The sequence below is a fragment of the Methylobacterium sp. WL69 genome (assembly GCF_008039485.1).
Classification (GTDB): Bacteria; Pseudomonadota; Alphaproteobacteria; order Rhizobiales; family Beijerinckiaceae; genus Methylobacterium.
Genome location: NZ_VRUZ01000007.1, coordinates 53,885 through 78,417, shown reverse-complemented (window position 1 = coordinate 78,417; position 24,533 = coordinate 53,885). Strand labels below are relative to the sequence as shown.

Below are 24,533 nucleotides of genomic sequence, written 5' to 3'. Positions count from 1 at the left end.
CGAGTCGATGCAGCATCCCGAAGTCGAAGCCCCGGTGCCGGAGGCGGCCCCGGCGCCGCGCGCGAACCGGGCCCTCGCCCTCATCCGGGCGATGTTCCACCTCGCCATCGAGCGCAGCTACGCCCGCGTCGGCCTCGTGGGCCTCGGCTTCGCCGCCGTGTTCATGACCATCGGCGTGCGCCTCGTCTATCTCGCGGCGTTCCCCGAGACGGACAATTCCGACAAGCGCGTCGCCGCCTCCGCCACCACGGCGATCCGGCCCGACATCGTCGACCGCAACGGCGAGATCCTGGCCACCGACATCCGCACGGTCTCGGTCTTCGCCGAGCCGCGCAACATCGTCGACAAGGACGAGGCGGTGGAACTGCTCACCGCCGTCCTGCCCCAGCTCAACGCCAACGACCTGCGCACCAAGCTCTCGGCCCGCGTCGGCTCGACGGGCAAGGAGAAGGGGTTCGTGTGGGTGAAGCGCGAGATCACCCCGAAGCAGCAGGCCGAGGTCCACCGCCTCGGGATTCCGGGCATCGGCTTCCTGCCCGACCACAAGCGCGTCTACCCGAACGGGGTCGCCGCCGCCCACATCATCGGCATCACCAACCTCGACAATCTCGGCATTGCCGGCATCGAGAAGTACATCGACACGCAGGGCAACAAGGCCCTCAACGAGTTCGGCCTCGTGGCGAAGCAGACCGACCTCAAGCCGGTTCAGCTCTCCATCGATCTGCGGGCGCAGTTTGCGCTGCGCGACGAACTCGCCTGGGGCGTCGATCACTTCAAGGCCAAGGCCGCCGCCGGCATGATCCTCGACGTGACCACCGGCGAGGTGATCGCCCTGGCCTCCCTGCCGGATTTCGACCCCAACGATCCGGCCGACGCCCTTTCGGCGGACCGCATCAACCGCATGAACGTCGGCGTCTACGAGATGGGCTCGACCTTCAAGGCGATGACCCTCGCCATGGCCCTCGATTCCGGCAAGTACAACGTCAACTCGACCTTCGACACGCGGGGCGGCGTCCTGCACTGGGGCCGGCAGAAGATTCACGAGTATCACGGCACCAACCGCACCATCACCATGCCGGAGGTGTTCACGCACTCCTCCAACATCGGCTCGGCCAAGATGGCGCTGGGCATCGGCGTCCCCGGCCACAGGGCGTTCCTGAAGAAGATGGGCCTCACCGACCGCATGCGGACGGAGCTGCCCGAGAGCGCCGAGCCCATCGTTCCCTCGCGCTGGACCGAGATCAACACCATCACCATCGCGTTCGGCCACGGCCTCGCGGTGGCGCCGCTCCAGGCGGCGGCGGCGGTGGGTGCCATCACCAACGGCGGCAACCTCATCGTGCCGACCTTCCTCAAGACCACCGAGGCCGAGGCCCTGAAGAAGGCGACCCGGGTGCTGAAGCCCGAGACCAGCGAGGCCATGCGCTTCATCATGCGCCTCAACGCCGTCGAGGGCTCGGCCAAGAAGGCGTCGATCCCGCTCTACTACGTCGGCGGCAAGACCGGCACCGCCGAGAAGGTGATCCACGGCCGCTACGTCAAGAACCGCCTGTTCACCACCTTCATGGCCGCCGCGCCCATGAACAGCCCAAAGTACCTCTTCGTCACCATCATGGACGAGCCGCAGGGCCTACCGGAATCGGGCGGCTACGCCACCGCCGCCTGGAACTCGGGCGTGGTCACCGGCCGCGTCATCGAGCGCGTCGCCCCGATCCTCGGCCTGCCGCCGCAATTCGATCCGCCGGTGAAGCCGTTCCCCCTCATGGTCAAGCTCGGCGCCTACCACGCCACCCAGGTGGACGGGCGATGAGCGGGGCCACCCTCGGGCAACTGTTCCCGGAGGCCGCCGGCGATGCGACGCCGGTCTCCGGCTTGACGGCGGACTCGCGAAAAGTCGAACCCGGCTTCGTGTTCGTGGCGGTGCCCGGCACCGCCGCCGATGGGCGCCGCTTCGCCGCCGGAGCCGCCGCGGCGGGCGCCGTCGCGGTGGTGGGGGAGGGCGCGCGACCGGATGGCCTCGACCCGGCGTTCCCCTACGTCGCCGTCGGCGATGTGCGACGCAGCCTGGCACTCGCGGCGCGCCGGTTCTCGGGCCGCCAGCCGGGCCATGTGGTGGCCGTCACCGGCACGAGCGGCAAGAGTTCGGTCACGGATTTCGTCCGGCAGATCCTGTCGCGGCTGGGTCGCGAGTCCGCGAGCCTCGGCACGGTGGGCATCGTCACCAACCGGGGCGCCACCTACGGCTCGCTCACGACGCCGGACCCCGTGACCCTGCACGCGACCCTGGCGCGACTCGCCGAGGACGGCATCGAGGATCTCGCCATGGAGGCGTCCTCGCACGGCATCGAGCAGCGCCGCCTCGACGGCGTCGAACTCTCCGCCGTCGGCTTCACCAACCTCGGGCGCGACCACCTCGACTATCACGCCACCCTCGACGACTACCTCGCGGCCAAGCTCCGCCTGTTCACGACCCTGGCCCAGCCCGGCATCCCGGCGGTGGTCAACGCCGATGGCGCCTACGCCAAGGTGGTCATCGCCGCCGCCCTGGCCCGCGGCCTGAGCCTGCGCACCACGGGGTCGGCCGGCGAGACGGTTCGGCTCGTCGCCGCGCGCACCGAAGGGTTCTGCCAGCACCTTCAGCTCATCGCCCCCGGTCCCGACGGACCGGCCGAGTACGACGTGCGCCTGCCCCTCGTGGGCGGCTTCCAGATCGAGAACGCCCTGCTCGCCGCCGGCCTCGCCCTGGCGACGCCGGCCGGCGCGGCCGACCCGGCCGGCGTCATCGCGGCGCTGGAACACCTCACCGGCGTGCCGGGCCGCATGGAGCGGATCGGCGAAGCCAACGGCGCCCTCTGCCTCGTCGACTACGCCCACAAGCCCGAGGCCCTCGAGGGGGTGCTGACGGCGCTCCGGCCGTTCGCGACGGGGCGCCTCGTCTGCGTCTTCGGCTGCGGCGGCGACCGCGACCGGGGCAAGCGCCCGATCATGGGCGCCATCGCGGCCAGGGCCGCCGACTGGACCATCGTCACCGACGACAACCCGCGCTCCGAGAACCCGGCGGCGATCCGCGCCGAGATCCTGGCCGCCGCGCCGGATGCGACGGAACTCGGCGACCGTGCCGAGGCGATCCGCACGGCCGTCCGGGCCCTGTCCCCCGGCGACGTCCTCGTGGTGGCCGGCAAGGGCCATGAAACCGGCCAGATCGTCGGCACAACCGTCCTGCCCTTCTCGGATCACGACGTGCTCCGGGCTGCCATCGCGGAGCGCGCGGCATGACTCACTCTGTTTCCGACGCGCCCCTCTGGACACCCGACGCCCTCCGGGCCGCCACCGGCGGGACCCTTCACGGCGCCCCGAAGCCCATCGGGGGGGCGTCCATCGACACCCGCAGCCTGCAGCCCGGCGACCTGTTCTTCGCCATTCGCGGCGAGGCCCGCGACGGCCACGACTTCGTCCGTGACGCCCTGTCCCGCGGGGCCGGCGCGGCCGTCGTCGCGGACGAGCGCGCCGGGGACTTCGCCGGCGCCGGCGCGGTGCTGGCCGTCTCCGGGCCGGGCGACGACCCCGTCCTCGACGCCATGCGGGCCCTCGGTCTCGCCGCCCGCGCCCGTACCCGAGCCGGCATCGTCGCGGTGACCGGGTCCGTCGGCAAGACCGGCACCAAGGAGGCCCTGCGCCACGTCCTGTCGGCGCAGGGGCGCACCCACGCCTCCATCGCGTCCTACAACAACCATTGGGGGGTGCCCCTCACCCTGGCGCGCATGCCGGCGGACGCCGCGTATGGCGTGTTCGAGATCGGCATGAACCACGCGCGCGAGATCGTGCCGCTCGCCGCCATGGTCCGGCCCGACATCGCCCTGGTGACCACCGTCGAGCCGGTGCACATCGAGCATTTCGCCTCGCTCTCGGCCATCGCCGACGCCAAGGGCGAGATCTTTTCCGGCCTGCGCCCCGGCGGCACCGCCATCCTCAACCGCGACAACCCGAGCTATTCGCGGTTGCTGGCCCATGCGCAGGCGTCCAGGGCCGGCCGGGTCGTCACCTTCGGCGAGCATCCGGACGCCGATGTCCGGGCCCTGCGGATCGTCCTGCGGCCCGACCTCTCCGTGGTCGACGCGACGGTGATGGGCATTCCGGTGACCTATCAGCTCGGCACGCCGGGCCGGCACACGGCGATGAATTCGCTCGGCGTCATGGCGGTGGTCCATGCCCTGGGAGCCGACCTCGCCCTCGCGGCCCTGTCGCTGGCCGTCCTGCGGCCGCCCGTGGGGCGCGGCGAGCGCACGGCCCTGCGGATCGGGGAGGGCGAAGCCTTCCTCGTCGACGAGAGCTACAACGCCAACCCGGCCTCCATCCGGGCGGCCCTCGCCACCCTGTCGGCCATCGAGACCGGGCCCCGGGGCCGCCGCATCGCCGTCCTCGGCGACATGCTGGAACTCGGCGCCGCCGGCGAGACCCATCACCGCGACCTCGCCGCCGCCGTCGAGACGGCGGGGGTCGACCTCGTCTTCACCGCCGGCCCGCTCATGCGCGACCTGTTCGAGGCCCTGCCCCTGAGCCGGCGCGGCACCTGCGCGGCGACCTCGGGCGAACTCCTCGATCCGATCCTCGCCACCCTGCGGGCCGGCGACGCCGTGATGGTGAAGGGCTCCAACAGCATCCGCATGGGCCGGATTGTCGAAGCGCTCAAAGCCCGGTACGCGAATCCGGGACAAGCCGACCCGGTTCAGGCGATCGCACGCTAGGACCGCCGGCATACGGCCGGGAGGACGTGGCCCGCGGCCGCGCATGCCCGGAAACGCTCCTCGAAAACCGCGGCCGGGTGCTGGATGCTGTATCTCCTGTCGGACCTGAGCGGCACGCTGTCGCCGCTCAACGTCTTCCGCTACATCACCTTCCGCACCGGCGGCGCGCTGTTCACGGCGGGCCTGTTCGTGTTCTGGTTCGGGCCGCTGATCATCTCGCTCCTGCGCCTGCGCCAGGGCAAGGGCCAGCCCATCCGCGAGGACGGGCCGCAATCCCACCTGCTGACGAAGCGCGGCACGCCGACCATGGGCGGCCTGATGATCCTGGCCGGCGCCATCGTGGCGATCCTGCTCTGGGCCAACCCGCGCAACCACTACGTCTGGGTGGTGCTCGCCGTGACCTTGGGGTTCGGCGCCATCGGCTTCTACGACGACTATCTCAAGGTGACGAAGCAGTCGCACAAGGGCTTTTCCGGCCGCTTCCGCCTCCTGCTGGAGGGCGCCATCGCCCTTGCCGCCTGCACGGTCATCGCGGTCTACTCGCCGGCCGCCCTGCAGAACCACCTCGCGTTTCCGGTGTTCAAGGACGCGCTCCTGAACCTCGGCTGGTTCTACGTGCTGTTCGCCGCCTTCGTCATTGTCGGCGCCGGCAACGCCGTGAACATGACCGACGGCCTCGACGGCCTCGCCATCGTGCCGGTGATGATCGCCTGCGGCACCTTCGGCGTCATCGCCTACCTCGTCGGCAACGTCTTCACGGCCGGCTACCTCCAGGTGAACTACGTCCGCGACACCGGCGAACTCGCCGTGGTCTGCGGCGCGGTCATCGGGGCGGGGCTCGGGTTCCTGTGGTTCAACGCGCCCCCCGCCCAGATCTTCATGGGCGACACCGGCTCCCTCGCCCTCGGCGGCCTGCTCGGCACCGTCGCGGTGGCCACCAAGCACGAGATCGTCCTCGCCATCGTCGGCGGCCTGTTCGTGCTGGAGATGATGTCGGTGATCATCCAGGTCGCCTCGTTCAAGCTCACGGGCAAGCGCGTCTTCCGCATGGCCCCGATCCACCACCATTTCGAGCAGAAGGGCTGGAAGGAGCCGCAGGTCGTGATCCGGTTCTGGATCATCGCCGTCATCCTGGCGCTCGCCGGCCTCGCCACCCTGAAGCTGCGCTGATGACGCCCGTCACCACCTTCGCCGGGCGCAAGGTCGCCCTGTTCGGCCTCGGCGGCTCCGGCCTCGCCACCCTGAAGGCGCTGCGGGCGGGCGGGGCCGACGTGCTCGCCTGGGACGACAGCCCCGAGAGTGCGGCGCGGGCGCGCGAGCAGGGCTTCACCGTCTCGGATCTGCGCGACACCGACTGGTCGGAGTTCGCCGCCCTCGTCCTGGCCCCCGGCGTGCCGCTGACCCACCCGGCTCCGCACTGGACCGTGGACAAGGCGCGGGCCGCCGGCATCGAGATTATCGGCGACATCGAGCTGTTCTGCCGCGAGCGGGCCAGGATCGCGCCGGGCGCGCCCTTCGTCGCCATCACGGGCACCAACGGCAAATCGACCACCACGGCCCTCGTCGCCCATATCCTGGCCCGGGCCGGCCGCGACGTGCAGATGGGCGGCAACATCGGCACCGCCATCCTGTCCCTGGCGCCGCCGTCGCCGGACCGCATCCACGTCATCGAGCTGTCCTCGTTCCAGATCGACCTGACGCCGTCCCTCGATCCCAGCGTCGGCGTGCTCCTCAACGTCACCCCCGATCACCTCGACCGCCACGGCACCCTCGACCTCTACGCCGGCATCAAGGCGCGTCTCATCGCGGGATCGGACCTCGCCGTCGTCGGCATCGACGACGCGCCGAGCCGTGCCATCGCCGAATCGGTCACCGGCGCCCTCGTCCGTGTGCATGTCGGGGCGACGAGTCCCGAGGGCGGCCTGGCCGCCCGCGACGGTGCCGTGTTCGAGGCGGACGGCGCGCGCATCGCCGACCTCGACGGAATCGGCACCCTGCGCGGCGCCCACAACTGGCAGAACGCCGCCGTGGCCATCGCCGCGGTCCGGTCCCTCGGCCTCGACGCCGCGTCCATCCTGGCCGGCCTGAGGACCTTCCCCGGCCTGCCCCACCGCATGGAGGAGGTCGGCCGCCGCGGCCGCGCCCTGTTCGTCAACGATTCCAAGGCGACCAACGCCGATTCGACGGAGAAGGCCCTCACGGCCTTCCACGACATCCACTGGATCCTCGGCGGCAAGGCCAAGGCGGGCGGCATCGAATCCCTCGTGCCGCTGTTCGGCCGGGTCGCCCACGCCTACCTCATCGGCGCGGCGAGCGACGCCTTCGCCGCCACCCTGGACGGCCGGGTGCCCTACACCCGCTGCGGCACCCTCGACGTCGCGACCCGCGCGGCGGCGGACGCGGCGGCCCGGTCCTCGGCGTCCGAGCCCGTGGTCCTGCTCTCTCCCGCCTGCGCTTCCTACGACCAGTTCAGGAGCTTCGAGGATCGCGGCGACCAGTTCCGCGCCCGCGTGAAGGCCCTCGCCTGACGAGGCCGCACGCCTTCTCGAAATCTCAATCAATCCGGCGTCTGATGCCCGCCTGAGGAACGGACTGCCCGGCGGTCCGCCGGAGTGGTCAGTACGATGGCGTCCACGATCGCGCTCCGCCCGTCGCGCTGGGAGGCCGGGGCCTGGGCCAATGTGCCGATCCTGTCGGCGGTCCGGGGCTTCGCGACCCTGCTCCTCGTCGCCTTCATCTTCTTCGCGTGCTTCGCCTTCTCCGACACCTCGCCCTACGACATCGTCGCGATCCCGACGATCCTGCTCTGGCTGTGCCTCGGCCTGCGCCTGCATCGCGGCCTGGTGCCGTTCGTCGGCCTCCTCGTGATCTACGTCGCGGCCATCGGCGTCGCCCTGATGCCGTATCTCGATCAGCCGCTCTCCGTCGCCTGGACGGTGCAGCTCGCCTATCTGGCGATCACGGGCGTGTTCTTCGCCATGCTGTTCGCCGACGACACCCTGCCGCGCATGGAGCTCGCCCTGAAGACCTATGTGGCGAGCTGCCTGCTCTCCAGCGCCTTCGGCATCGTCGGGTACTTCGGCTACATCCCCACGGAAGACCTGTTCTACAAGTACGGGCGGGCATCGGGCACCTTCCAGGACCCGAACGTGTTCGGCTCGTTCCTGACCCTGGGCGCCCTCTATCTCATGCACGGGCTGCTCGTCGGCAACGCCCGCAGGCCGCTCGTGTCCCTCGCCATGCTGCTCGTCATCGTGGCGGGCATCTTCCTGTCGTTCTCGCGCGGGTCCTGGGGCGGTTCGCTCATCGCCGCCGGGCTGATGATCTTCACCATCCATCGGTCGAGCCGGTCGGTGGCGTTGCGCCGGCGCATCGTCGGGCTGACGGCGGTGGCCGCCGCCGGCACGGTCCTGGCCATCGTCGGCCTGCTCTCCATCGGCGACACGGCGGAGATGTTCTCCAAGCGCGCCTCGCTCTCGCAGGATTACGACGGGGGCGAGACCGGCCGCTTCGGCAACCAGATCCGCGGCATCGGCATGCTCATCGACGATCCCCTCGGGATGGGGCCCCTGCGCTGGCGCCTGAATTTCGGCCTCGAGCCGCACAATTCCTACATCGGCAGCTTCGCCAATGGCGGCTGGGTCGGCGGCGTGGTGTTCATCGGCCTCGTGCTGGTCACCGGTTTCGTCGGCTTCCGCCTCATGAGTCAGGACACCCCGTTCCGCCGCCACGCGCAGATCGTGTGGCCGGCCCTGCTGATGTTCTTCCTCCAGGCGTTTCAGATCGACGTCGAGAAGTGGCGCCACGTCTACATGATGCTCGGGATGGTCTGGGGCTTGGAGGCGGCCCGCCTCGCCTGGCGCGCCGGCCGCGACAGCGGCCGCGCCCCGAATCCGAGAGTTTCATAAGTTCCGCGCGCCGCGGGCAGCCATCCCCGCCCCGCCGCGCCGGCCGAAACCTGCCGAAATCAGGTGAGATCCCGCCGAATCTTGACGCGATGGTGCGGCGCACAAATATCCGCAGCCTAAAACGCCATCGGAGGTTTGCGCTTTACGGCGAAGTTTGGCACTCAAGGAGGGCAATTCCGGGGAGGAATGCGATCACACCATCGGGCGTCTCGTCCCAGGGCGTGCCAGGGACGACGCAGGCCGGAGCACGCGGCAGGCCGAGCCCGACGGTTGAGGGATCATCTCGCGATCACCCAAGGACGGTACGAATGACCGCATTGCTGCTGATCATCCTGGGCGGGCTCTGCGCCGTCGCCTACGGCATCGTCACGATCAACGACGTCATGCGCCGCGACGCCGGCACCCAGCGCATGCAGGAGATCGCCGGGGCCATCGCCGAGGGCGCCCAGGCCTACCTGCGCCGCCAATATGCCACCATCGCGGTCGTCGGGCTGGTCCTGTTCGTGGCCCTCGCCTTCTTCCTCGGCCTCAAGGTCGCCATCGGCTTCCTCATCGGCGCGGTGCTCTCGGGTGCGGCCGGCTTCATCGGCATGAACGTGTCCGTGCGCGCCAACGTCCGCACGGCCCAGGCCGCCTCGACGTCGCTCGGCGCGGGCCTCGACGTGGCGTTCAAGTCGGGCGCCGTCACGGGCATGTTCGTCGCCGGCCTCGCCCTGCTCGGCGTCGCCCTCTATTACGGCTACCTCACCCGCATCGCCGGGCTGGCTCCGGCGAGCCGCGAGGTCATCGACGCCCTCGTGGCCCTCGGCTTCGGCGCCTCGCTCATCTCGATCTTCGCGCGCCTCGGCGGCGGCATCTTCACCAAGGGCGCCGATGTCGGCGGCGACCTCGTCGGCAAGGTCGAGGCCGGGATTCCCGAGGACGATCCGCGCAACCCCGCCACCATCGCCGACAACGTCGGCGACAATGTCGGCGACTGCGCCGGCATGGCCGCCGACCTGTTCGAGACCTACGCGGTGACCGTGGTCGCCACCATGGTGCTGGCGGCGATCTTCTTCGCCGGGCAGACGGACGTGGCCGGCCGCAACGTGCTGGAAGCGATGCTGCTCTATCCCCTGGCCATCGGCTCGGCCTGCATCCTCACCTCCATCGCGGGCACCTACGCGGTCAGGCTCGGGGCCAACCAGTCGATCATGGGAGCCCTCTACAAGGGCCTGATCACCGCCGGCGCCCTCTCCATCGGCGCCATCGCGCTGGTGAATTTCGCCCTGTTCGGCAGCTTCTCGACCACCTTCACCACCAATGCGGGAGTGAGCTTCACCTCCGGCGGCCTGCTCGGCTGCGCCGTCATCGGCCTCGTCATCACGGCCCTCATCGTGGTGATCACCGAGTACTACACCGGCACCAACTTCCGCCCGGTCAAATCCATCGCCGACGCCTCGGTGACGGGCCACGGCACCAACGTGATCCAGGGGCTGGCCGTCTCCCTCGAATCGACGGCCCTGCCCGCCCTCGTCATCGTGGCGGGCATCATCGCCACCCATTCGCTGGCGGGCCTGTTCGGCATCGCCATCGCGGTCACCGCCATGCTGGCGCTGGCGGGCTTCATCGTGGCCCTCGACGCCTTCGGTCCCGTCACCGACAATGCCGGCGGCATCGCCGAGATGGCGGGCCTGCCCCCCGAGGTCCGCAAGTCCACGGACGCCCTGGATGCCGTGGGCAACACCACCAAGGCGGTGACCAAGGGCTACGCCATCGGTTCGGCCGGCCTCGGCGCCCTGGTGCTGTTCGCCGCCTACACCTCGGACCTGAACTACTTCATCGCCAATGCCAGCCCGACCCAGTACCGGTTCTTCCAGGGTGTCACCGTCGATTTCTCCCTGTCCAACCCCTACGTCGTCGTCGGCCTGCTGCTCGGCGGCCTGATCCCGTTCCTGTTCAGCGGCATGGCGATGACGGCGGTGGGCCGCGCCGCCGGCGCGGTGGTGGAGGAGGTCCGCCGTCAGTTCCGGGAGAAGCCCGGCATCATGCTCGGGACCGACCGGCCGGATTACGGCCGGGCCGTCGACATGCTCACCCGCGCGGCGATCAAGGAGATGATCCTGCCCTCGCTCCTGCCGGTGCTGTCGCCCATCGTTCTGTTCTTCGCGATCCAGGCCATCGCGGGCAAGAACCAGGCCTTCGCCACCGTGGGCGCCTCGCTGCTCGGCGTGATCCTCACGGGCCTCTACGTCGCGATCTCGATGACGTCGGGCGGCGGCGCCTGGGACAACGCCAAGAAGTACATCGAGGACGGGCACCACGGCGGCAAGGGCTCGGAGGCCCACAAGGCGGCGGTGACGGGCGACACCGTCGGCGACCCCTACAAGGACACCGCCGGCCCCGCCGTGAACCCGGCGATCAAGATCACCAACATCATCGCCCTGCTGCTCCTGGCGGTCCTGGCCCACTACTGAGGCACTCGACCGGAGCACGTGCCGCGAAGGGGGTCGGAGCCGCGAGGTTCCGGCCCCTTCTTTCGTCGAAGGCTCCGGCGCAAACCGAAATGTGCGATGCCGCACCGGCATGGCGGGCCCGCGCGGCGCCGCCCCTGACATCGTATCGCGCGCAATCCAATTACGGCTCTCGAAGCCGCTGCGTCCGAACGGTGCAGCGCGCTTCCGTTCGTCCTTGAAACAACGCGAGAGCCCGCAATGCCGAGCCTGTCCGACCCGATCCGCATCGGCGCGATCGAAGCCAAGAACCGCATCTTCATGGCCCCGCTCACCCGCGGCCGCGCCACCCGCGCCCACGTGCCGACGCCCATCATGGTGGAGTATTACACCCAGCGCGCCGAGGCCGGCCTCATCATCACCGAGGCCACCGGCATCAGCCAGGAAGGGCTCGGCTGGCCCTACGCCCCGGGCATCTGGTCCGACGAGCAGGTCGCGGCCTGGAAGCCCATCGTGAAGGCCGTGCACGACGCCGGCGGACGCATTGTCTGCCAGCTCTGGCACATGGGCCGCATCGTCCATCCCGACTTCCTCGACGGCGCCAAGCCGATCTCGGCCTCGGCGACGACGGCGCCGGATGCCGCCCACACCTATGCGGGCAAGAAGCCCTATGCCGAGGCGCGCGCACTCCCCGTCGAAGAGATTCCGCGCCTCCTGGCCGATTACGATCGGGCCGCCCGCAACGCCATCGCGGCCGGCTTCGACGGCGTGCAGATCCACGCGGCCAACGGCTACCTCATCGACCAATTCCTGCGCGACGGCTCCAATTTCCGGGACGATCGCTACGGCGGGTCCATCGAGAACCGTGTCCGTCTCCTGACCGAAGTGACCCGGACCGTCGCCGATGCCATCGGGGCCGACCGCACGGGCGTGCGCCTCTCGCCCAACGGCGCCATCCAGGGCGTCGACGATTCCGACCCCGATGCCCTGTTCGGCGCGGCCGCCGCCGCCCTGTCGAAGATCGGCATCGCCTTCCTCGAACTGCGTGAGCCGGGCCCCGAGGGCACCTTCGGCACCTCGAACCACGCCCCCGTCGCCCCGACCATCAAGGCGGCCTTCGACGGTCCCCTGGTGCTGAATTCGGACTATGACGGCCCGAAGGCCCAGGCCGTGCTCGATGCCGGACAAGCCGACGCCATCGCGTTCGGCCGGCCGTTCATCGCCAACCCGGACCTGCCCGCCCGCCTGATCGAGGGTGCCCCCCTCAACAAGGACGAGCAGAAGACCTGGTACAGCCAGGGACCGGAGGGCTACATCGACTATCCGGTCCGGTCCGGTGCCCGGGCGGCCTGACGCGACGGCCGCCTGAGGCGCAAGTGGCCTGAGACGAGGGCCGTCCCGCGCGGCCGCATCCGGCGCCCGAACCGATATCGCGCGCCGGATATGATACGATCGGGCAGGGAAGTACGGCCATCGTTGCGGATCGAACTTTGACGGATTCGTCAGGCGCCCTATCTGAACACGCCGACGAGGACTCCTGCTTTTGACCGCGATCACTTCCTGCGATGGCCCGGGTGCCGACTGGACCGAGGCCGAACGGCTCGAAGCCCTTCGCGACGCCAAGATCCTCGATACCGGCCGGGACCCGGCCTACGACGACCTCGTCCGCATCGCCGCGGTGGTCTGCGCCGCCCCCGTCGTCCTGATCAGCCTCGTCGACGAGACGCGCCAGTGGTTCAAGGCGCGCCTCGGCTTCGAACCGTCCGAGACGCCGCGCACCGTGTCCATCTGTGCACATGCCATGCGGAACGGTCCGCTCCTGGTGATCCCGGACCTCACCGCCGATCCGCGCACGGCCGACAATCCCCTCGTCGTCGGCGAGCATCGCCTGCGCTTCTACGCCGGTGCCGTCATCCGCTCCCAGGGCGGCCTGCCCTTGGGAAGCCTGTGCGTCCTCGACCGGGTCGCCCGGCCGGACGGGCTGACCTCGGTTCAGACGGAGACCCTCGAAGCCCTGGCGCGCCAGGTCGCCACCCTCATCGAGCTGCGCCAGGCCCGCGAGGCGGTCGCCGTGCGCGAAGCGGATCTCGCCGCGAGCGAACGCCGCTTCCGCGTCATGACCGGTGCCATGCCCCAGATGGTGTGGACCACGCGACCCGACGGCTTCCACGACTTCTACAACGACCGCTGGTACGCGTTCACCGGCGTGCCCTACGGCTCCACGGACGGCGAGGGCTGGAACGGCATGTTCCACCCCGACGATCAGGAGCGCGCCTGGACCCGATGGCGCCACAGCCTCGCGACCGGCGACCCCTACGAGGTCGAGTACCGCCTGCGCCACCACACCGGGATCTACCGCTGGACCCTCGGACGGGCCATGCCCCTGCGCGATGCCGAGGGCCGCATCGAGCGCTGGTTCGGCACCTGTACGGATATCGAGGACCTCAAGCGCGCCGAGGAAGCGGCGCGCAAGCTCGCGGCCATCGTCGAGCATTCCAAGGACTTCATCGGCATCGCCGACGAGGACGGCCAGATCCTCCATATCAATGCGGCCGGCCGCCGGCTGGTCGGCCTCGCCGATGCCGACGCGGCCCTCCGCACCACCGTGCCCGACTACTTCATGCCCGAATGCCAGCCGACCGTGACCGGGACCGTGCTGCCCACCGTGCGGCGGGACGGCTGGTGGGAGGGGGAACTCGCCTTCCGCCACTTCGGGACGGGGGAGGGGATTCCGGTCCTGTACAGCGTGTTTCCCGTGCACGACACGCGCGGTGCGCTGATCGGCTACGCCACGGTCACCCGCGACCTGCGCGAGCGCAAGCGGGCCGAGGAAGCCCGCGACCTGCTGATCAAGGAGCTCTCGCACCGCATCAAGAACATCTTCGCCGTGGTCGAAGGCATCGCCGCCCTGTCGGCCCGCACCGATCCGGCGGCCCGTCCCTTCGTCGCCGCCTTTCGCGAGCGCCTCGGCGCCCTTGCCAACGCGCACGAATACGTCCGTCCGCATTCGCCCGCGAGCGCCCCCAAGGTGCAGGGCCAGACCCTGTTCGGCCTCATGCGCCTGATCATGGCGGCCTACGTGCAGGATGGCCGCGAGCGCATCGTGCTGCACGGCGACGACATCGCCGTCGGCGACCGCTCGGCCACGGCGTTCGCCCTGATCATGCACGAGCAGGCCACCAACGCCATGAAGTATGGCGCCCTGTCCACGGAGGCCGGGACCGTGCGGCTCACCGGGCGCCGCGACGGCGAGACCTACGAGCTCGTCTGGGCCGAATCCGGCGGACCGGCCGTCTCGGGGCCTCCGACCCGGCGCGGGTTCGGCACCGTCCTGGCCGAGCGCAGCGTCGCCGGCCAACTCGACGGCACCCTGGAGCACGATTGGGATGCCGCCGGCCTCGTGATGCGCCTCGCCGTTCCGGCCGCCAACCTGACCGCGTGAGCATGCGGCCCTATCGCCTCGTGGCGTTCGATTTCGACGGAACCCTCGCGGACAGCTTCCCGTGGTTCACCCGCGTCATCGACGGGGTGGCCGACCGCTACCGCTTCGCCCGGATCGCCCCCCACGAGACGGAACTCCTGCGCGGCCTGGATGCCGCCGGCATCGTTCGCCACCTCGGCATCGCCCCCTGGAAGCTGCCCTTCATCAGCCGGCACATGCACGGGCTCGCGGCGCGCGACATCGCCGACATTCCGGTGTTCCCCGGCATCCGGGATGTGCTGGCCGAACTCGACGCCATGGGGATGCCGCTCGCCCTCGTCAGCTCCAACACGCGGACCAACATCGACGCCGTGCTGGGTCCGGACGCCCGGCGCTTCCGCCACCATGCCTGCGGCGCCTCCCTGTTCGGCAAGGGCAAGCGCCTGCGCGCCCTGATCCGTGCCGCCGGCGTCGCGCCCGACACCGTCCTCTACGTCGGAGACGAAATCCGCGACCACGACGCGGCTCGCACGGCGGGCTGCGATTTCGCCGCCGTGGCCTGGGGCTATACCCGCATCGAAGCCCTTCGGGAGACGGGGCCGGCCCTGGAACTGTCGACCCCCGGTGAGATCGTGGCGGCGGTCACGGGCGCGTGACCGCCGAGACACACCGAGCCGGAAACGGTCCCCGACCCGGCCGTGACGGATTGCCCGCCGAGGCCGGGTCGAGCACGATTCCTTAACACCACCGAAGCGGGGTCGTCATGCCGATGCAGAGCCAACGCGGGGGCGGGGAGGGGACGCTTTCCGTCCCGCACGACCACGAGGGCGGGGCCCGGCCGCAACGGTACGGCCTCGCGCCCCACATCGTCGCCAGCCTCGCCGGTGGCCTGCGGAATGTCTACGAAGCGCGGCCCGCCGCCGATATTCCCGATGCCTTCGCCGACATTCTCCTGCGAATCGAGGCCGCCGAGCGCGCCCTGCGTTGAGATCTCGCTTGGTGTGTCCGATCCAGGCGCGAACGATCCGGCGTATCGCTCAAGCAAAGCCATACGCGACGTCGTAACCGGATCGGGGTCCGTCCGTCGCTTAAGCTTTCGTGAGGCACTTTTAAGCCTTTCACGGTAGGACGCGTCGAAGCCGCGCTTGCCACGAAGTCGCTCCGATGTCCTCGATCCCCGACGTGCCGACTCTGAGCCTGTGCAGCATGCTCGCCAGTGCGGCCTTCGCGCTGGTCTACCTGACGTTGTGGCGCGCCCGGGCCGGTCAATCCCATATGCTGGATTGGGCCGGGAGTTCAGCCCTCTACGTTGCGACCATGATCGGCTTCGCGCATCTCGGGCATGACCCCGTTGCGGTGGCGATCCTGCACGGATCGCTCGGCGTCAGCGATGTCCTGATCCTCACGGGGGTGTATCGGTTCGACGGCGTGAAGCCGTTTCGGGCCTGGATGCTCCTGATCCCCCTCGCGCCAGGCGTCGGGTACCTGGGTCCCGCCCTCCTGGGGAGCCCGATGGCCGCACATGTGGGCGGCACCGTGGGGCTCGCGTTCGCCATGCTCGTCGTCGGCTCGATCCTCGTCGGCGGCGGCAGGGTGGCGTCCGGGGGCGGGCGCCGCATCGCCGGCTTCGCCCTCCTCGCCTACGTCCCCGGATACATCCTGACGATCGTCATGCTCCTGAGCGGGAGCCGGATTCCCCATGTGGCGGCCCTGGTGCCGCTGCTGTCCGACCAGATGCTCCTGGCGATCCTCAATCTCGGCCTCATCGCCATGCCGGGCGAGCGCGCCCAGACGGCCCTGCGCCGCATCGCCCTGCGCGACACCCTGACGGGCGCCCTCAATCGGGCCGGCCTCACGGCGCACAGCCCCGCGATCGTCGCGCCGGATACGGCCGTCGTCGCCATCGACGTCGATCACTTCAAGGCCATCAACGACCGCCACGGGCACGCCGCGGGCGATCGGGTGCTGGTGGCCCTGGCGACCTGCGCCATGCGCCGCGCCTCGGGACGCGACCTCGTCGTGCGCCTCGGCGGGGACGAATTCCTCGTCGTCCTGGCCGGCACGCCCCGCGAGGACGCCCTGGCCTTCGCGGCGGACCTGCGCCGTGCCCTCGCGCTGATCCCGGATCTGCCGGCCTGGACCGCAAGCATGGGGGTGGCGATGGTGGCGCCCGGCGAGGGGGACCTCGACGCGGCCATCGCCCGCGCCGACGGGGCGCTCTACGCGGCCAAGGCCGCGGGGCGCGACCGCGCCGCCGCCTGAGGCCTTTCATTCCCCCAGACGAAAAAGGCCGCCTCCGTTGAACGGAAGCGGCCCCGGGCCGTGTGCCGTGCCGGAGCGCTACTGCCCGGCGCGGGCGCCCGGAACGACGCTGGCGCCCTTGCCGCTGCCGAAGGGCTCGTACCGGGTCAGGCCACGGAAGAGCTGGCTGATGAAGGCCCGGTCGGCGCCGCTCGTCGGGGTCGAGCGCTCGATGAAGTCGAACACCTTGCCGTCCTGCAGGCCGTAGAGCGCCACGCGCTCGACCTTGAAGGCCGGGGTGAAGTAGACGGCCGTGACCTTCTGGTCCTCGATCTGCTCGCCGAGGAACAGCACCGTGCGGCGGGTGTTCTGGCTGATGTAGTACCAGCTCTTGTTGCCCACCGTGGACACGGTGGAGGGCGTCCCGAGGATCGTCAGCACCTGCTCGGCGCTCATGCCGGGCTTCACCGTCGCCAGGGCGGCCTGATCGATCTGGTAGCCGTGGCGGAGATCCTCGCCGATGCAGCCGGCGAGGCCGGTGCCGATGAGGCCGAGGACGGCGAGACGCGCGAGCGGCGAAACGAAACGGCGCGACATCGACCACCCTTGATCTTGCTGAAGAACTGAACGCGTCTGCGGCGGGGAGCCCGACACGGCAACGGAATTCCCGGGCAGGCCCGAAGACGGTTGCACCTTGACCATTCGTTGCCGTACCGCGGGGTTATGGTTTTGACAAGGCAAGCGGGGCCACACCCGGCCCCTCCCCATCCGCTCCGCGCCGTCGTCCACGCCGGAAGGGGTGGCGCATGATCGGCCGCCTGTTCGGGCGCGTGAATCCACGCGAGACGATGATCCGTGACCTCCACGTCCGCATCAACGCGGCGGCGCGGGCCCCCGCGCTCTATACGGTGCTCGGCGTGCCGGACACGGTCGAGGGGCGATTCGAGTGCCTCAGCCTGCACGTGATCCTGGTGCTGCGGCGCCTCAACCGGCTTCCCGACCCGGCGGGGGAGGTGGCGCAGGACCTCGTCAACGCGGTCTTCCTCCAGCTCGATTCCTCCCTGCGCGAGAGCGGGATCGGTGATTTCGGGGTCCCCAAGCGCATGAAGAAGCTCGGCGCCGCCTTCTACGGCCGGGCCGCGGGCTACGATGCCGCCCTCGATGCCGCCGATCCGGATGCCCTGGCCCGGTCCCTGGCCCGCAACGTCCTCGGCGTCGACGATGCGGCTGACGCCGCGGGCCTCGCGCGCTACGTGATGGCGAGCGACCGGGCGCTGGCTAGCCTCGACCTCGACGCCCTCGTCGTCGCCGGGCCGCGTTTTGCCGCCGTCGAACCACCCGCCGGGACGGCGGACCAATCGGGAGTTTCGCGATGACACGGGATCAGGCGGTCGGTCCGCTCTCACGCTCGATCCGGGTCGACCGGATGGCGCGGGCCCAGGGCGATTTCATCGTCACGGCGACGCCGGAGGAATGCGCGGCCCTGGCGAGCGATTTCGGCATCCCGGCGATCCGCGACCTCGTCGGACGTTTCCGGGTCGGCGGCACCCTGGAGAACCTCACGGTGACGGGGACCGTCGCGGCCGTGGTCACGCAGATCTGCACGGTCAGCCTCGATCCGTTCGAGGCGTCCGTGTCGGAGGCCGTCGATGTCCTCTACACCGATGGCGAGATCCCCACCGGGCACGATGCCGACGATATCGATGTCCCCGACGCCATTGTGAACGGGCGCGTCGATTTCGGCCTCCTCACCGCGGAGTTCCTGGCCATGGGCCTCGATCCGTATCCGCGTAAGCCGGGCGCGACCTTCGAGGCGGCGGAGACCGATCCGGAGGACGCGCCGCTGGCCGGCCTGCGGGCCCTGCGGGGTGGGAAGGACTGACGAGCGGGGTCGGCCCGTCAGATTTCGTTTGCCCGGAGGGCGCGAGTCGCTATTTTCCGCCGCGCCGTGACCGAGGCCGCCCCGATCCGGCCCTCGTTCGCGCGCGCTTTCTCGATCACGAGGCCTTCGGCGAACTCCATATGTCCCAGAGAGTGTGCATCTCGCTCGACGCCATGGGCGGCGACCACGGCCCCACCACGGTGGTGCCGGGCGCCGCCATCGCCCGCGAGCGCCATCCCGAGATGACGTTCCTGATGTTCGGCGACGAGGCGGTGCTGACGCCCCTCGTCGCGGCCGAGCCGCGCCTGAACGGCGCCGTCGAGATCCGCCACACGGCCGTGGCGATCGCCATGGACGAGAAGCCGAGCCAGGCGGTCCGCACCGGCCGCGGCAAGTCCTCCATGTGGAAGGCGATCCAGGCGGTGAAGGACGGCGAGGCCGATGCCGCCGTCTCGGCCGGCAACACCGGCGCCCTCATGGCCATGTCGAAGATCTGCCTCAAGACGCTCGCCGGCATCGAGCGCCCGGCCATCGCGTGCCTGTGGCCGACCGTGCGCGGCGAGAGCGTCGTGCTCGACGTCGGCGCCACCATCGGGACGGACGCCGACCACCTCGTCGAGATGGCGCTGATGGGGTCGGCCATGGCCCGGATCGTGTTCGATCTCGACCGCCCCACCGTGGGGCTGCTCAACGTCGGCACCGAGGAGATGAAGGGCAACGAGGCGGTCAAGGAAGCCGCCCGCCGCCTGCGCGAAGCCGACCTGCCGAACCTCAGCTATCACGGCTTCGTCGAGGGCAACGACCTCGGCAAGGGCACCGTCGACGTGGTGGTGACGGAGGGCTTCACCGGCAACATCGCCCTGAAGACCGCCGAGGGGACGGCCAAGCAGATCGGCACCTACCTTCGCGCGGCCATGAGCCGGACCCTATCGGCCAAGGTCGGATACTTCTTCGCCCGTCACGCGTTCAAGGCCCTGCGGGAGAAGATGAACCCGAGCCGGGCCAATGGCGGCGTGTTCCTCGGGCTCGAGGGCATCGTCATCAAGAGCCACGGTTCGGAGGACGCGCACGGCTTCGCGGCGGCCGTCGACCTCGCCCACGACATGGCGCGTCACGACCTCATGCGAACGATCCGCGACATGCTCGAACTGACACCGGCGGGGGCTTCCTCGTGAAGTGGCCCGCCCAGGCGAGGACGATTCGATGACGTGCTTGCGCTCCGTGGTGGTCGGCTGCGGCTCCGCCCTGCCGGCCCGATGCGTCACCAACGCCGCCCTGGCCGAGACCGTCGACACCTCCGACGAGTGGATCGTTCAGCGCACGGGCATCCGCCAGCGCTACCTGTCGGATGCCTCGGAGACGACCTCGGTGCTCGGCACCCGCGCGGCGAAAGCCGCACTGGACGATGCCGGCCTCACGGCCGCCGACATCGACCTCGTGATCTGCGCCACCTCGACGCCGGACCACACCTTTCCCGCGACGGCGACGCAGATCCAGGCCGGCCTCGGCATGACCGGTGGCGTCGCCTTCGATCTCCAGGCCGTCTGCGCCGGCTTCGTCTACGCCGTGACCACCGCCGACAAGTTCCTCGTCACCGGCGCGGCCCGGCGGGCGCTGGTCGTCGGCGCCGAGACGTTTTCCCGTCTGCTCGACTGGGAGGACCGCACCACCTGCGTGCTGTTCGGCGACGGTGCCGGTGCCGTGGTGCTCGAAGCCCGGGCGGGCGAGGGCACGAGCGCCGATCGCGGCGTGCTGACGTCGAGCCTGCGCTCGGACGGGCGCCACCGCGAAAAGCTCTACGTCGACGGCGGTCCCGGCTCGACGGGCACCACCGGGCACCTGCGCATGACCGGCAAGGAGGTGTTCCGCTTCGCCGTCGGCTCGGTGACGGACGTCATCGACGACGCGTTCCGGGCCTCGGGGACGACGGCGGACGACCTCGACTGGTTCGTGCCGCATCAGGCCAATCGGCGGATCATCGAGGCGTCGGCCGACAAGCTCGGCATCGCCCGCGACAAGGTGGTTCTGACCGTGGACCGGCACGGCAACACCTCCGCCGCGTCGATTCCCCTGGCCCTGGAGGTCGCCCGCAAGGACGGGCGGATCAAGGACGGAGACCTCGTGATGATCGAGGCCATCGGGGGCGGCTTCACCTGGGGCGCCGCCCTGATCCGGTGGTGATCCGTCTGTACGGTTGACCCCGGCATCGACGCCGATTAGCGTGCCCCCTCAGAGAGATAACCAATAAATCTGAATCACCGCGGGGACAGACGCATGTCGGGAAAGACGGTCACACGCGCCGATTTGAGCGAGGCCGTCTACCAGCAGGTCGGCCTCTCGCGCACGGAATCCTCGGCCCTCGTCGAGACGGTCCTGTCGGAGATCTGCGCGTGCCTCGCCAGCGGTGAAACCGTGAAGCTGTCCTCGTTCGGTTCGTTCGTGGTGCGCAGCAAGGGCCGGCGCGTCGGCCGCAACCCGAAGACCGGCGTCGAGGTGGCCATCGAGCCGCGCCAGGTCATGGTGTTCAAGCCGTCGAACGTGCTCAAGGCCCGCATCAACGGCATGAACGGCGTCGGCGATCACGACGACGACGAATGAGGTCCTCCATGCCGTTCGTCGCCGCCGAACCGCGCGATCCGCAGGAGAAGAGCGCCACGGCCTTCCGCACCATCAAGGAGGCCGCGGACGACCTCGAAGTCCCCCAGCACGTCCTGCGCTTCTGGGAGACGCGGTTCGCCCAGGTGCGGCCGGTCAAGCGCGCCGGCGGACGGCGCTACTACCGCCCCGACGACGTCGATCTCCTCCGGGGAATCCGGTGCCTGCTCCACGGACAGGGCTACACCATCAAGGGCGCGCAGGGCATTCTGCGGGAGAAGGGCGTGCGCTTCGTCCAGAGCGTCGGCCGGGGTGAGGCCGAGGTGGCGGCGCCGTCCGTGCCGGCGGGGCAGGACCGGCACGAGGACGCCGTCGAGGCCGATGCGGAGCCGGGCGAACTGTCGCCGGACGCGCATCACACCCTGGGGGCCGCGCTTCAGGACCTCTACGCCTGCCGGGCGATCCTGGCGGAGCTGGGCCGCATGGCCGACGGGGACGTGCAGCCTCGCGCGCCCGGCGGCGTCTGACGCCTGTCCCCGGGCTCGACGGGTGGCCCTCGCATCCCCACATCGACCGGACGCGTTCGCCTAACCCGATGCCGTCGCATGGGGTCGTGGGCCGCTCCGGAGTGTTCTCGATGTCGCTTGCCCGTTCGACCGCCGCCCTCGCCGCAGGTCTGTTGATGACCGCGCCCGCCTTCGCCCAGACCACCGTGACCCGCAGCGAGACGGCGGCGCCCGGCAAGTCCGTGCGCCTCGCCATCGTGCCCAACCTCAAGAAGGACTGCACCGCGGGGCCGATGCCGGAAATCCGCGTCAGCGGCGCGCCGAAGAACGGCTCGCTCATCACCAAGGTCGGCAAGATCAAGACGCCGGCCAAGTACCGGTGTCCCGGCAAGGAAGCGGCCGTGCAGGCGATCTTCTACCAGAGCAAGGACGGTTACACCGGGACCGACGAAGTGACCGTCGACGTCAAGGATTCCGACGGGAACGTGCAGACCCAGAACATCCGCATCACCGTCGATGCCGCCAAGAAGGAGGCCCCGGCCAAGGACGCGGCCAAGTCCGGCACCGATCTCTGAGGCGAAGAGGCCTCCGCCGGACCGCGCCGTCTCGGAGCGCGCGGTTCGGAATCGACGGGGTCCCGACCCCGTCGAGATCGCCGGTGTGGCACGCAATCCACGCTCCCCCCATGCGTAGACCGCACTGCGACAAAACTGGGCCTGTCAGTTGCATCCCAGCCGAGACAGGATGAAGCTGTCGCTGTCGCGAGGGGATCGGAATGCCAATGCCATCGACGAACGACCTGTTCCAGAGCTTCACACGGGGTTACGAGGCGCGCCGCGATACGGAGATGAGCCTCTCCGAGTTTCTCGAAGCGTGCCGTGACGAACCCCTGATGTACGCCACCGCGGCCGAGCGCATCCTCGATGCGATCGGCAAGCCGGAATTCGTGGACACCGCCAAGGACGCGCGCCTCGGCCGGGTGTTCATGAACCGCACGATCCGGGTCTACCCGGCCTTCTCCGAGTTCTACGGCATGGAGGAGACCATCGAGCGGATCGTCTCGTTCTTCCGCCATGCCGCGCAGGGACTGGAGGAGCGCAAGCAGATCCTCTACCTCCTCGGCCCCGTCGGCGGCGGCAAGTCGTCCCTCGCCGAGCGCCTCAAGGCCTTGATGGAGGTCCACCCCATCTACGTGCTGAAGGCCGGCAACGAGGTCTCGCCGGTTTTCGAGAGCCCGCTCGGACTGTTCGACCCCGAGGTCATGGGGGCCGAGATCCAAGAGCGCTACGGCATCCCGCGGCGCCGCCTCACCGGGCTCATGAGCCCCTGGGCCCTGAAGCGCCTCGACGAGTTCAACGGCGACATCTCGAAGTTCAAGGTGATCAAGGTCCGGCCGTCGCGCCTGCGCCAGATCGGCATCGCCAAGACCGAGCCCGGCGACGAGAACAACCAGGACATCTCCAGCCTCGTCGGCAAGGTCGATATCCGGCGCCTGGAGACCCTGAGCCAGGCCGATCCCGACGCCTACTCGTATTCGGGCGGCCTCAACCGCGCCAACCAGGGCGTTCTCGAATTCGTCGAGATGTTCAAGGCGCCGATCAAGATGCTCCATCCCCTGCTGACGGCGACGCAGGAGGGCAACTACGTCGGCACCGAGAACATCGGCGCGATCCCGTTCACGGGCATCATCCTCGCCCACTCGAACGAGTCCGAGTGGCAGACCTTCAAGGGCAACAAGAACAACGAAGCGTTCATCGACCGCATCTACGTCATCAAGGTGCCCTACTGCCTCCGGGTGACGGAAGAGCAGCACATCTACGAGAAGCTGGTCTCCGGCTCCGAGCTGTCGCAGGCCGCCTGCGCACCCGGCACCCTCGAGATGCTGGCCCGGTTCTCGGTGCTCTCGCGCCTGCGCGAGCACGCCAACTCCAACGCCTTCTCGAAGATGCGCGTCTACGACGGCGAGAGTCTCCGCGAGGTCGATCCCCGCGCCCGCTCCATGCAGGAATACAAGGACTCGGCCGGCGTCGACGAGGGCATGGACGGGATCTCGACCCGCTTCGCCTTCAAGGTGATGGCCGCGACCTTCAACCACGACACCACGGAGGTCTCGGCCGACCCCGTGCACCTCATGTACGTGCTGGAGCAGGCCCTGCGCCGCGAACAGCTCCCGCCCGAGACCGAGAAGCGCTACCTCGAATTCATCAAGACCGAGCTGGCGCCGCGCTACGCCGAATTCATCGGCCACGAGATCCAGAAGGCCTACCTCGAATCCTACCACGACTACGGACAGAACCTGTTCGACCGCTACATCGACTACGCCGATGCCTGGATCGAGGATCAGGACTTCAAGGATTCCGAGACGGGCCAGCTGCTGAACCGTGAACTTCTCAATCAGGAGCTGACGAAGATCGAAAAACCGGCCGGCATCGCCAATCCGAAGGACTTTCGGAACGAGGTGGTGAAGTTCGCCCTCAGGTCCAGGGCGCAGCACGGCGGGCGCAATCCGTCCTGGACGAGCTACGAGAAGCTGCGGGAGGTGATCGAGCGGCGGATGTTCTCCCAGGTGGAGGAACTGCTGCCGGTAATCTCCTTCGGCTCGAAGAAGGACGGCGACACCGAGAAGAAGCACGGCGAGTTCGTCGACCGGATGGTGGCGCGCGGCTACACCGAGCGGCAGGTCCGCCGTCTGGTCGAATGGTACATGCGGGTGAAGCAGGCCGGATAGGACGACCGCACGACGAGGGCGGCCGCCGTCGCGGCGGCCGCTTCCGGCCCGTCGAAACCCGCGAGACTCTTGAGG

The 24,533-nt window shown here is 69.7% G+C and carries 21 protein-coding genes; 20 read left to right on the top strand and 1 reads right to left on the bottom strand.

What is annotated here, in order from left to right; all coding sequences use genetic code 11:
• Nucleotides 1-7: 7 nt before the first annotated feature.
• The 12 genes from FV218_RS04085 to FV218_RS04030 all read left to right on the top strand — a co-directional run bounded on the left by FV218_RS04085 (nt 8) and on the right by FV218_RS04030 (nt 16,768).
• Complete coding sequence (locus tag FV218_RS04085) at nt 8-1,810, top strand: penicillin-binding protein 2 (protein ID WP_147708814.1); 1,803 nt, start codon at nt 8-10, stop codon at nt 1,808-1,810.
• Nucleotides 1,807-3,276: a UDP-N-acetylmuramoyl-L-alanyl-D-glutamate--2,6-diaminopimelate ligase gene (locus tag FV218_RS04080; protein WP_147708803.1), complete on the top strand. Its 1,470-nt coding sequence runs from the start codon at nt 1,807-1,809 to the stop codon at nt 3,274-3,276. The genes FV218_RS04085 and FV218_RS04080 overlap by 4 nt, the downstream gene beginning before the upstream one ends.
• Nucleotides 3,273-4,745: a UDP-N-acetylmuramoylalanyl-D-glutamyl-2,6-diaminopimelate--D-alanyl-D-alanine ligase gene (locus FV218_RS04075; protein WP_147708802.1), complete on the top strand. Its 1,473-nt coding sequence runs from the start codon at nt 3,273-3,275 to the stop codon at nt 4,743-4,745. The genes FV218_RS04080 and FV218_RS04075 overlap by 4 nt, the downstream gene beginning before the upstream one ends.
• An 84-nt stretch (nt 4,746-4,829) precedes the next feature.
• A complete protein-coding gene (gene mraY / locus FV218_RS04070) occupies nt 4,830-5,915 on the top strand; it encodes a phospho-N-acetylmuramoyl-pentapeptide-transferase (protein WP_147708801.1) in 1,086 nt (361 codons plus the stop codon).
• Nucleotides 5,915-7,273, top strand: a complete 1,359-nt coding sequence (murD, locus tag FV218_RS04065) for a UDP-N-acetylmuramoyl-L-alanine--D-glutamate ligase (protein WP_147708800.1) — start codon at nt 5,915-5,917, stop codon at nt 7,271-7,273. The genes mraY and murD overlap by 1 nt, the downstream gene beginning before the upstream one ends.
• Nucleotides 7,274-7,369: 96 nt before the next feature.
• Nucleotides 7,370-8,653 (top strand): O-antigen ligase family protein, encoded by a 1,284-nt coding sequence (locus FV218_RS04060; RefSeq protein WP_147708799.1) that lies wholly within the window; start codon nt 7,370-7,372, stop codon nt 8,651-8,653.
• Nucleotides 8,654-8,961: 308 nt separating this feature from the next.
• Complete coding sequence (locus tag FV218_RS04055; protein WP_056094016.1) at nt 8,962-11,109, top strand: sodium-translocating pyrophosphatase; 2,148 nt, start codon at nt 8,962-8,964, stop codon at nt 11,107-11,109.
• Between the two features lie 237 nt (nt 11,110-11,346).
• Nucleotides 11,347-12,438 carry an alkene reductase gene (locus FV218_RS04050; RefSeq protein ID WP_147708798.1) on the top strand — a complete coding sequence of 364 codons (1,092 nt, stop codon included), beginning with the start codon at nt 11,347-11,349 and terminating at the stop codon, nt 12,436-12,438.
• A gap of 190 nt (nt 12,439-12,628) precedes the next feature.
• Nucleotides 12,629-14,527, top strand: coding sequence for a PAS domain S-box protein (locus FV218_RS04045; RefSeq protein ID WP_246684980.1), 1,899 nt, complete (start codon nt 12,629-12,631; stop codon nt 14,525-14,527).
• A 2-nt stretch (nt 14,528-14,529) separates the two neighbouring features.
• Nucleotides 14,530-15,162, top strand: coding sequence for an HAD-IA family hydrolase (locus FV218_RS04040; protein WP_056094008.1), 633 nt, complete (start codon nt 14,530-14,532; stop codon nt 15,160-15,162).
• A 113-nt stretch (nt 15,163-15,275) separates the two neighbouring features.
• Nucleotides 15,276-15,494 carry a hypothetical protein gene (locus tag FV218_RS04035; RefSeq protein WP_147708796.1) on the top strand — a complete coding sequence of 73 codons (219 nt, stop codon included), beginning with the start codon at nt 15,276-15,278 and terminating at the stop codon, nt 15,492-15,494.
• A 176-nt stretch (nt 15,495-15,670) separates the two neighbouring features.
• The gene (locus tag FV218_RS04030) at nt 15,671-16,768 is read left to right on the top strand and encodes a GGDEF domain-containing protein (protein ID WP_147708795.1); all 1,098 of its coding nucleotides are present in this window, start codon (nt 15,671-15,673) and stop codon (nt 16,766-16,768) included.
• A gap of 78 nt (nt 16,769-16,846) precedes the next feature.
• Here the strand turns inward: FV218_RS04030 and FV218_RS04025 are convergent, their stop codons facing one another.
• A complete protein-coding gene (locus FV218_RS04025) occupies nt 16,847-17,344 on the bottom strand; it encodes an outer membrane protein assembly factor BamE (RefSeq protein WP_056094000.1) in 498 nt (165 codons plus the stop codon).
• A 209-nt stretch (nt 17,345-17,553) separates the two neighbouring features.
• On the opposite strand from FV218_RS04025, the gene FV218_RS04020 reads away from it, so the two are divergent.
• The 8 genes from FV218_RS04020 to FV218_RS03985 all read left to right on the top strand — a co-directional run bounded on the left by FV218_RS04020 (nt 17,554) and on the right by FV218_RS03985 (nt 24,458).
• Nucleotides 17,554-18,123: a ubiquinol-cytochrome C chaperone family protein gene (locus FV218_RS04020; RefSeq protein WP_147708794.1), complete on the top strand. Its 570-nt coding sequence runs from the start codon at nt 17,554-17,556 to the stop codon at nt 18,121-18,123.
• Nucleotides 18,120-18,629: a DUF177 domain-containing protein gene (locus tag FV218_RS04015; RefSeq protein WP_056093994.1), complete on the top strand. Its 510-nt coding sequence runs from the start codon at nt 18,120-18,122 to the stop codon at nt 18,627-18,629. Before FV218_RS04020 ends, FV218_RS04015 begins: the two co-directional genes overlap by 4 nt.
• 140 nt (nt 18,630-18,769) lie before the next feature.
• Complete coding sequence (gene plsX / locus FV218_RS04010) at nt 18,770-19,804, top strand: phosphate acyltransferase PlsX (protein ID WP_147708793.1); 1,035 nt, start codon at nt 18,770-18,772, stop codon at nt 19,802-19,804.
• A gap of 28 nt (nt 19,805-19,832) precedes the next feature.
• The gene (locus FV218_RS04005) at nt 19,833-20,810 is read left to right on the top strand and encodes a beta-ketoacyl-ACP synthase III (protein ID WP_147708792.1); all 978 of its coding nucleotides are present in this window, start codon (nt 19,833-19,835) and stop codon (nt 20,808-20,810) included.
• A 93-nt stretch (nt 20,811-20,903) separates the two neighbouring features.
• Entirely contained in the window at nt 20,904-21,227 is a 324-nt protein-coding gene (locus FV218_RS04000; protein ID WP_056093988.1) for an integration host factor subunit alpha, read from the top strand.
• A gap of 8 nt (nt 21,228-21,235) precedes the next feature.
• Entirely contained in the window at nt 21,236-21,751 is a 516-nt protein-coding gene (locus FV218_RS03995; RefSeq protein WP_147708791.1) for a MerR family transcriptional regulator, read from the top strand.
• 110 nt (nt 21,752-21,861) lie between these two features.
• Nucleotides 21,862-22,305 (top strand): 4-aminobutyrate aminotransferase, encoded by a 444-nt coding sequence (locus FV218_RS03990; protein ID WP_147708790.1) that lies wholly within the window; start codon nt 21,862-21,864, stop codon nt 22,303-22,305.
• A gap of 200 nt (nt 22,306-22,505) precedes the next feature.
• Nucleotides 22,506-24,458: a PrkA family serine protein kinase gene (locus FV218_RS03985; protein ID WP_147708789.1), complete on the top strand. Its 1,953-nt coding sequence runs from the start codon at nt 22,506-22,508 to the stop codon at nt 24,456-24,458.
• Nucleotides 24,459-24,533 lie beyond the last annotated feature (75 nt).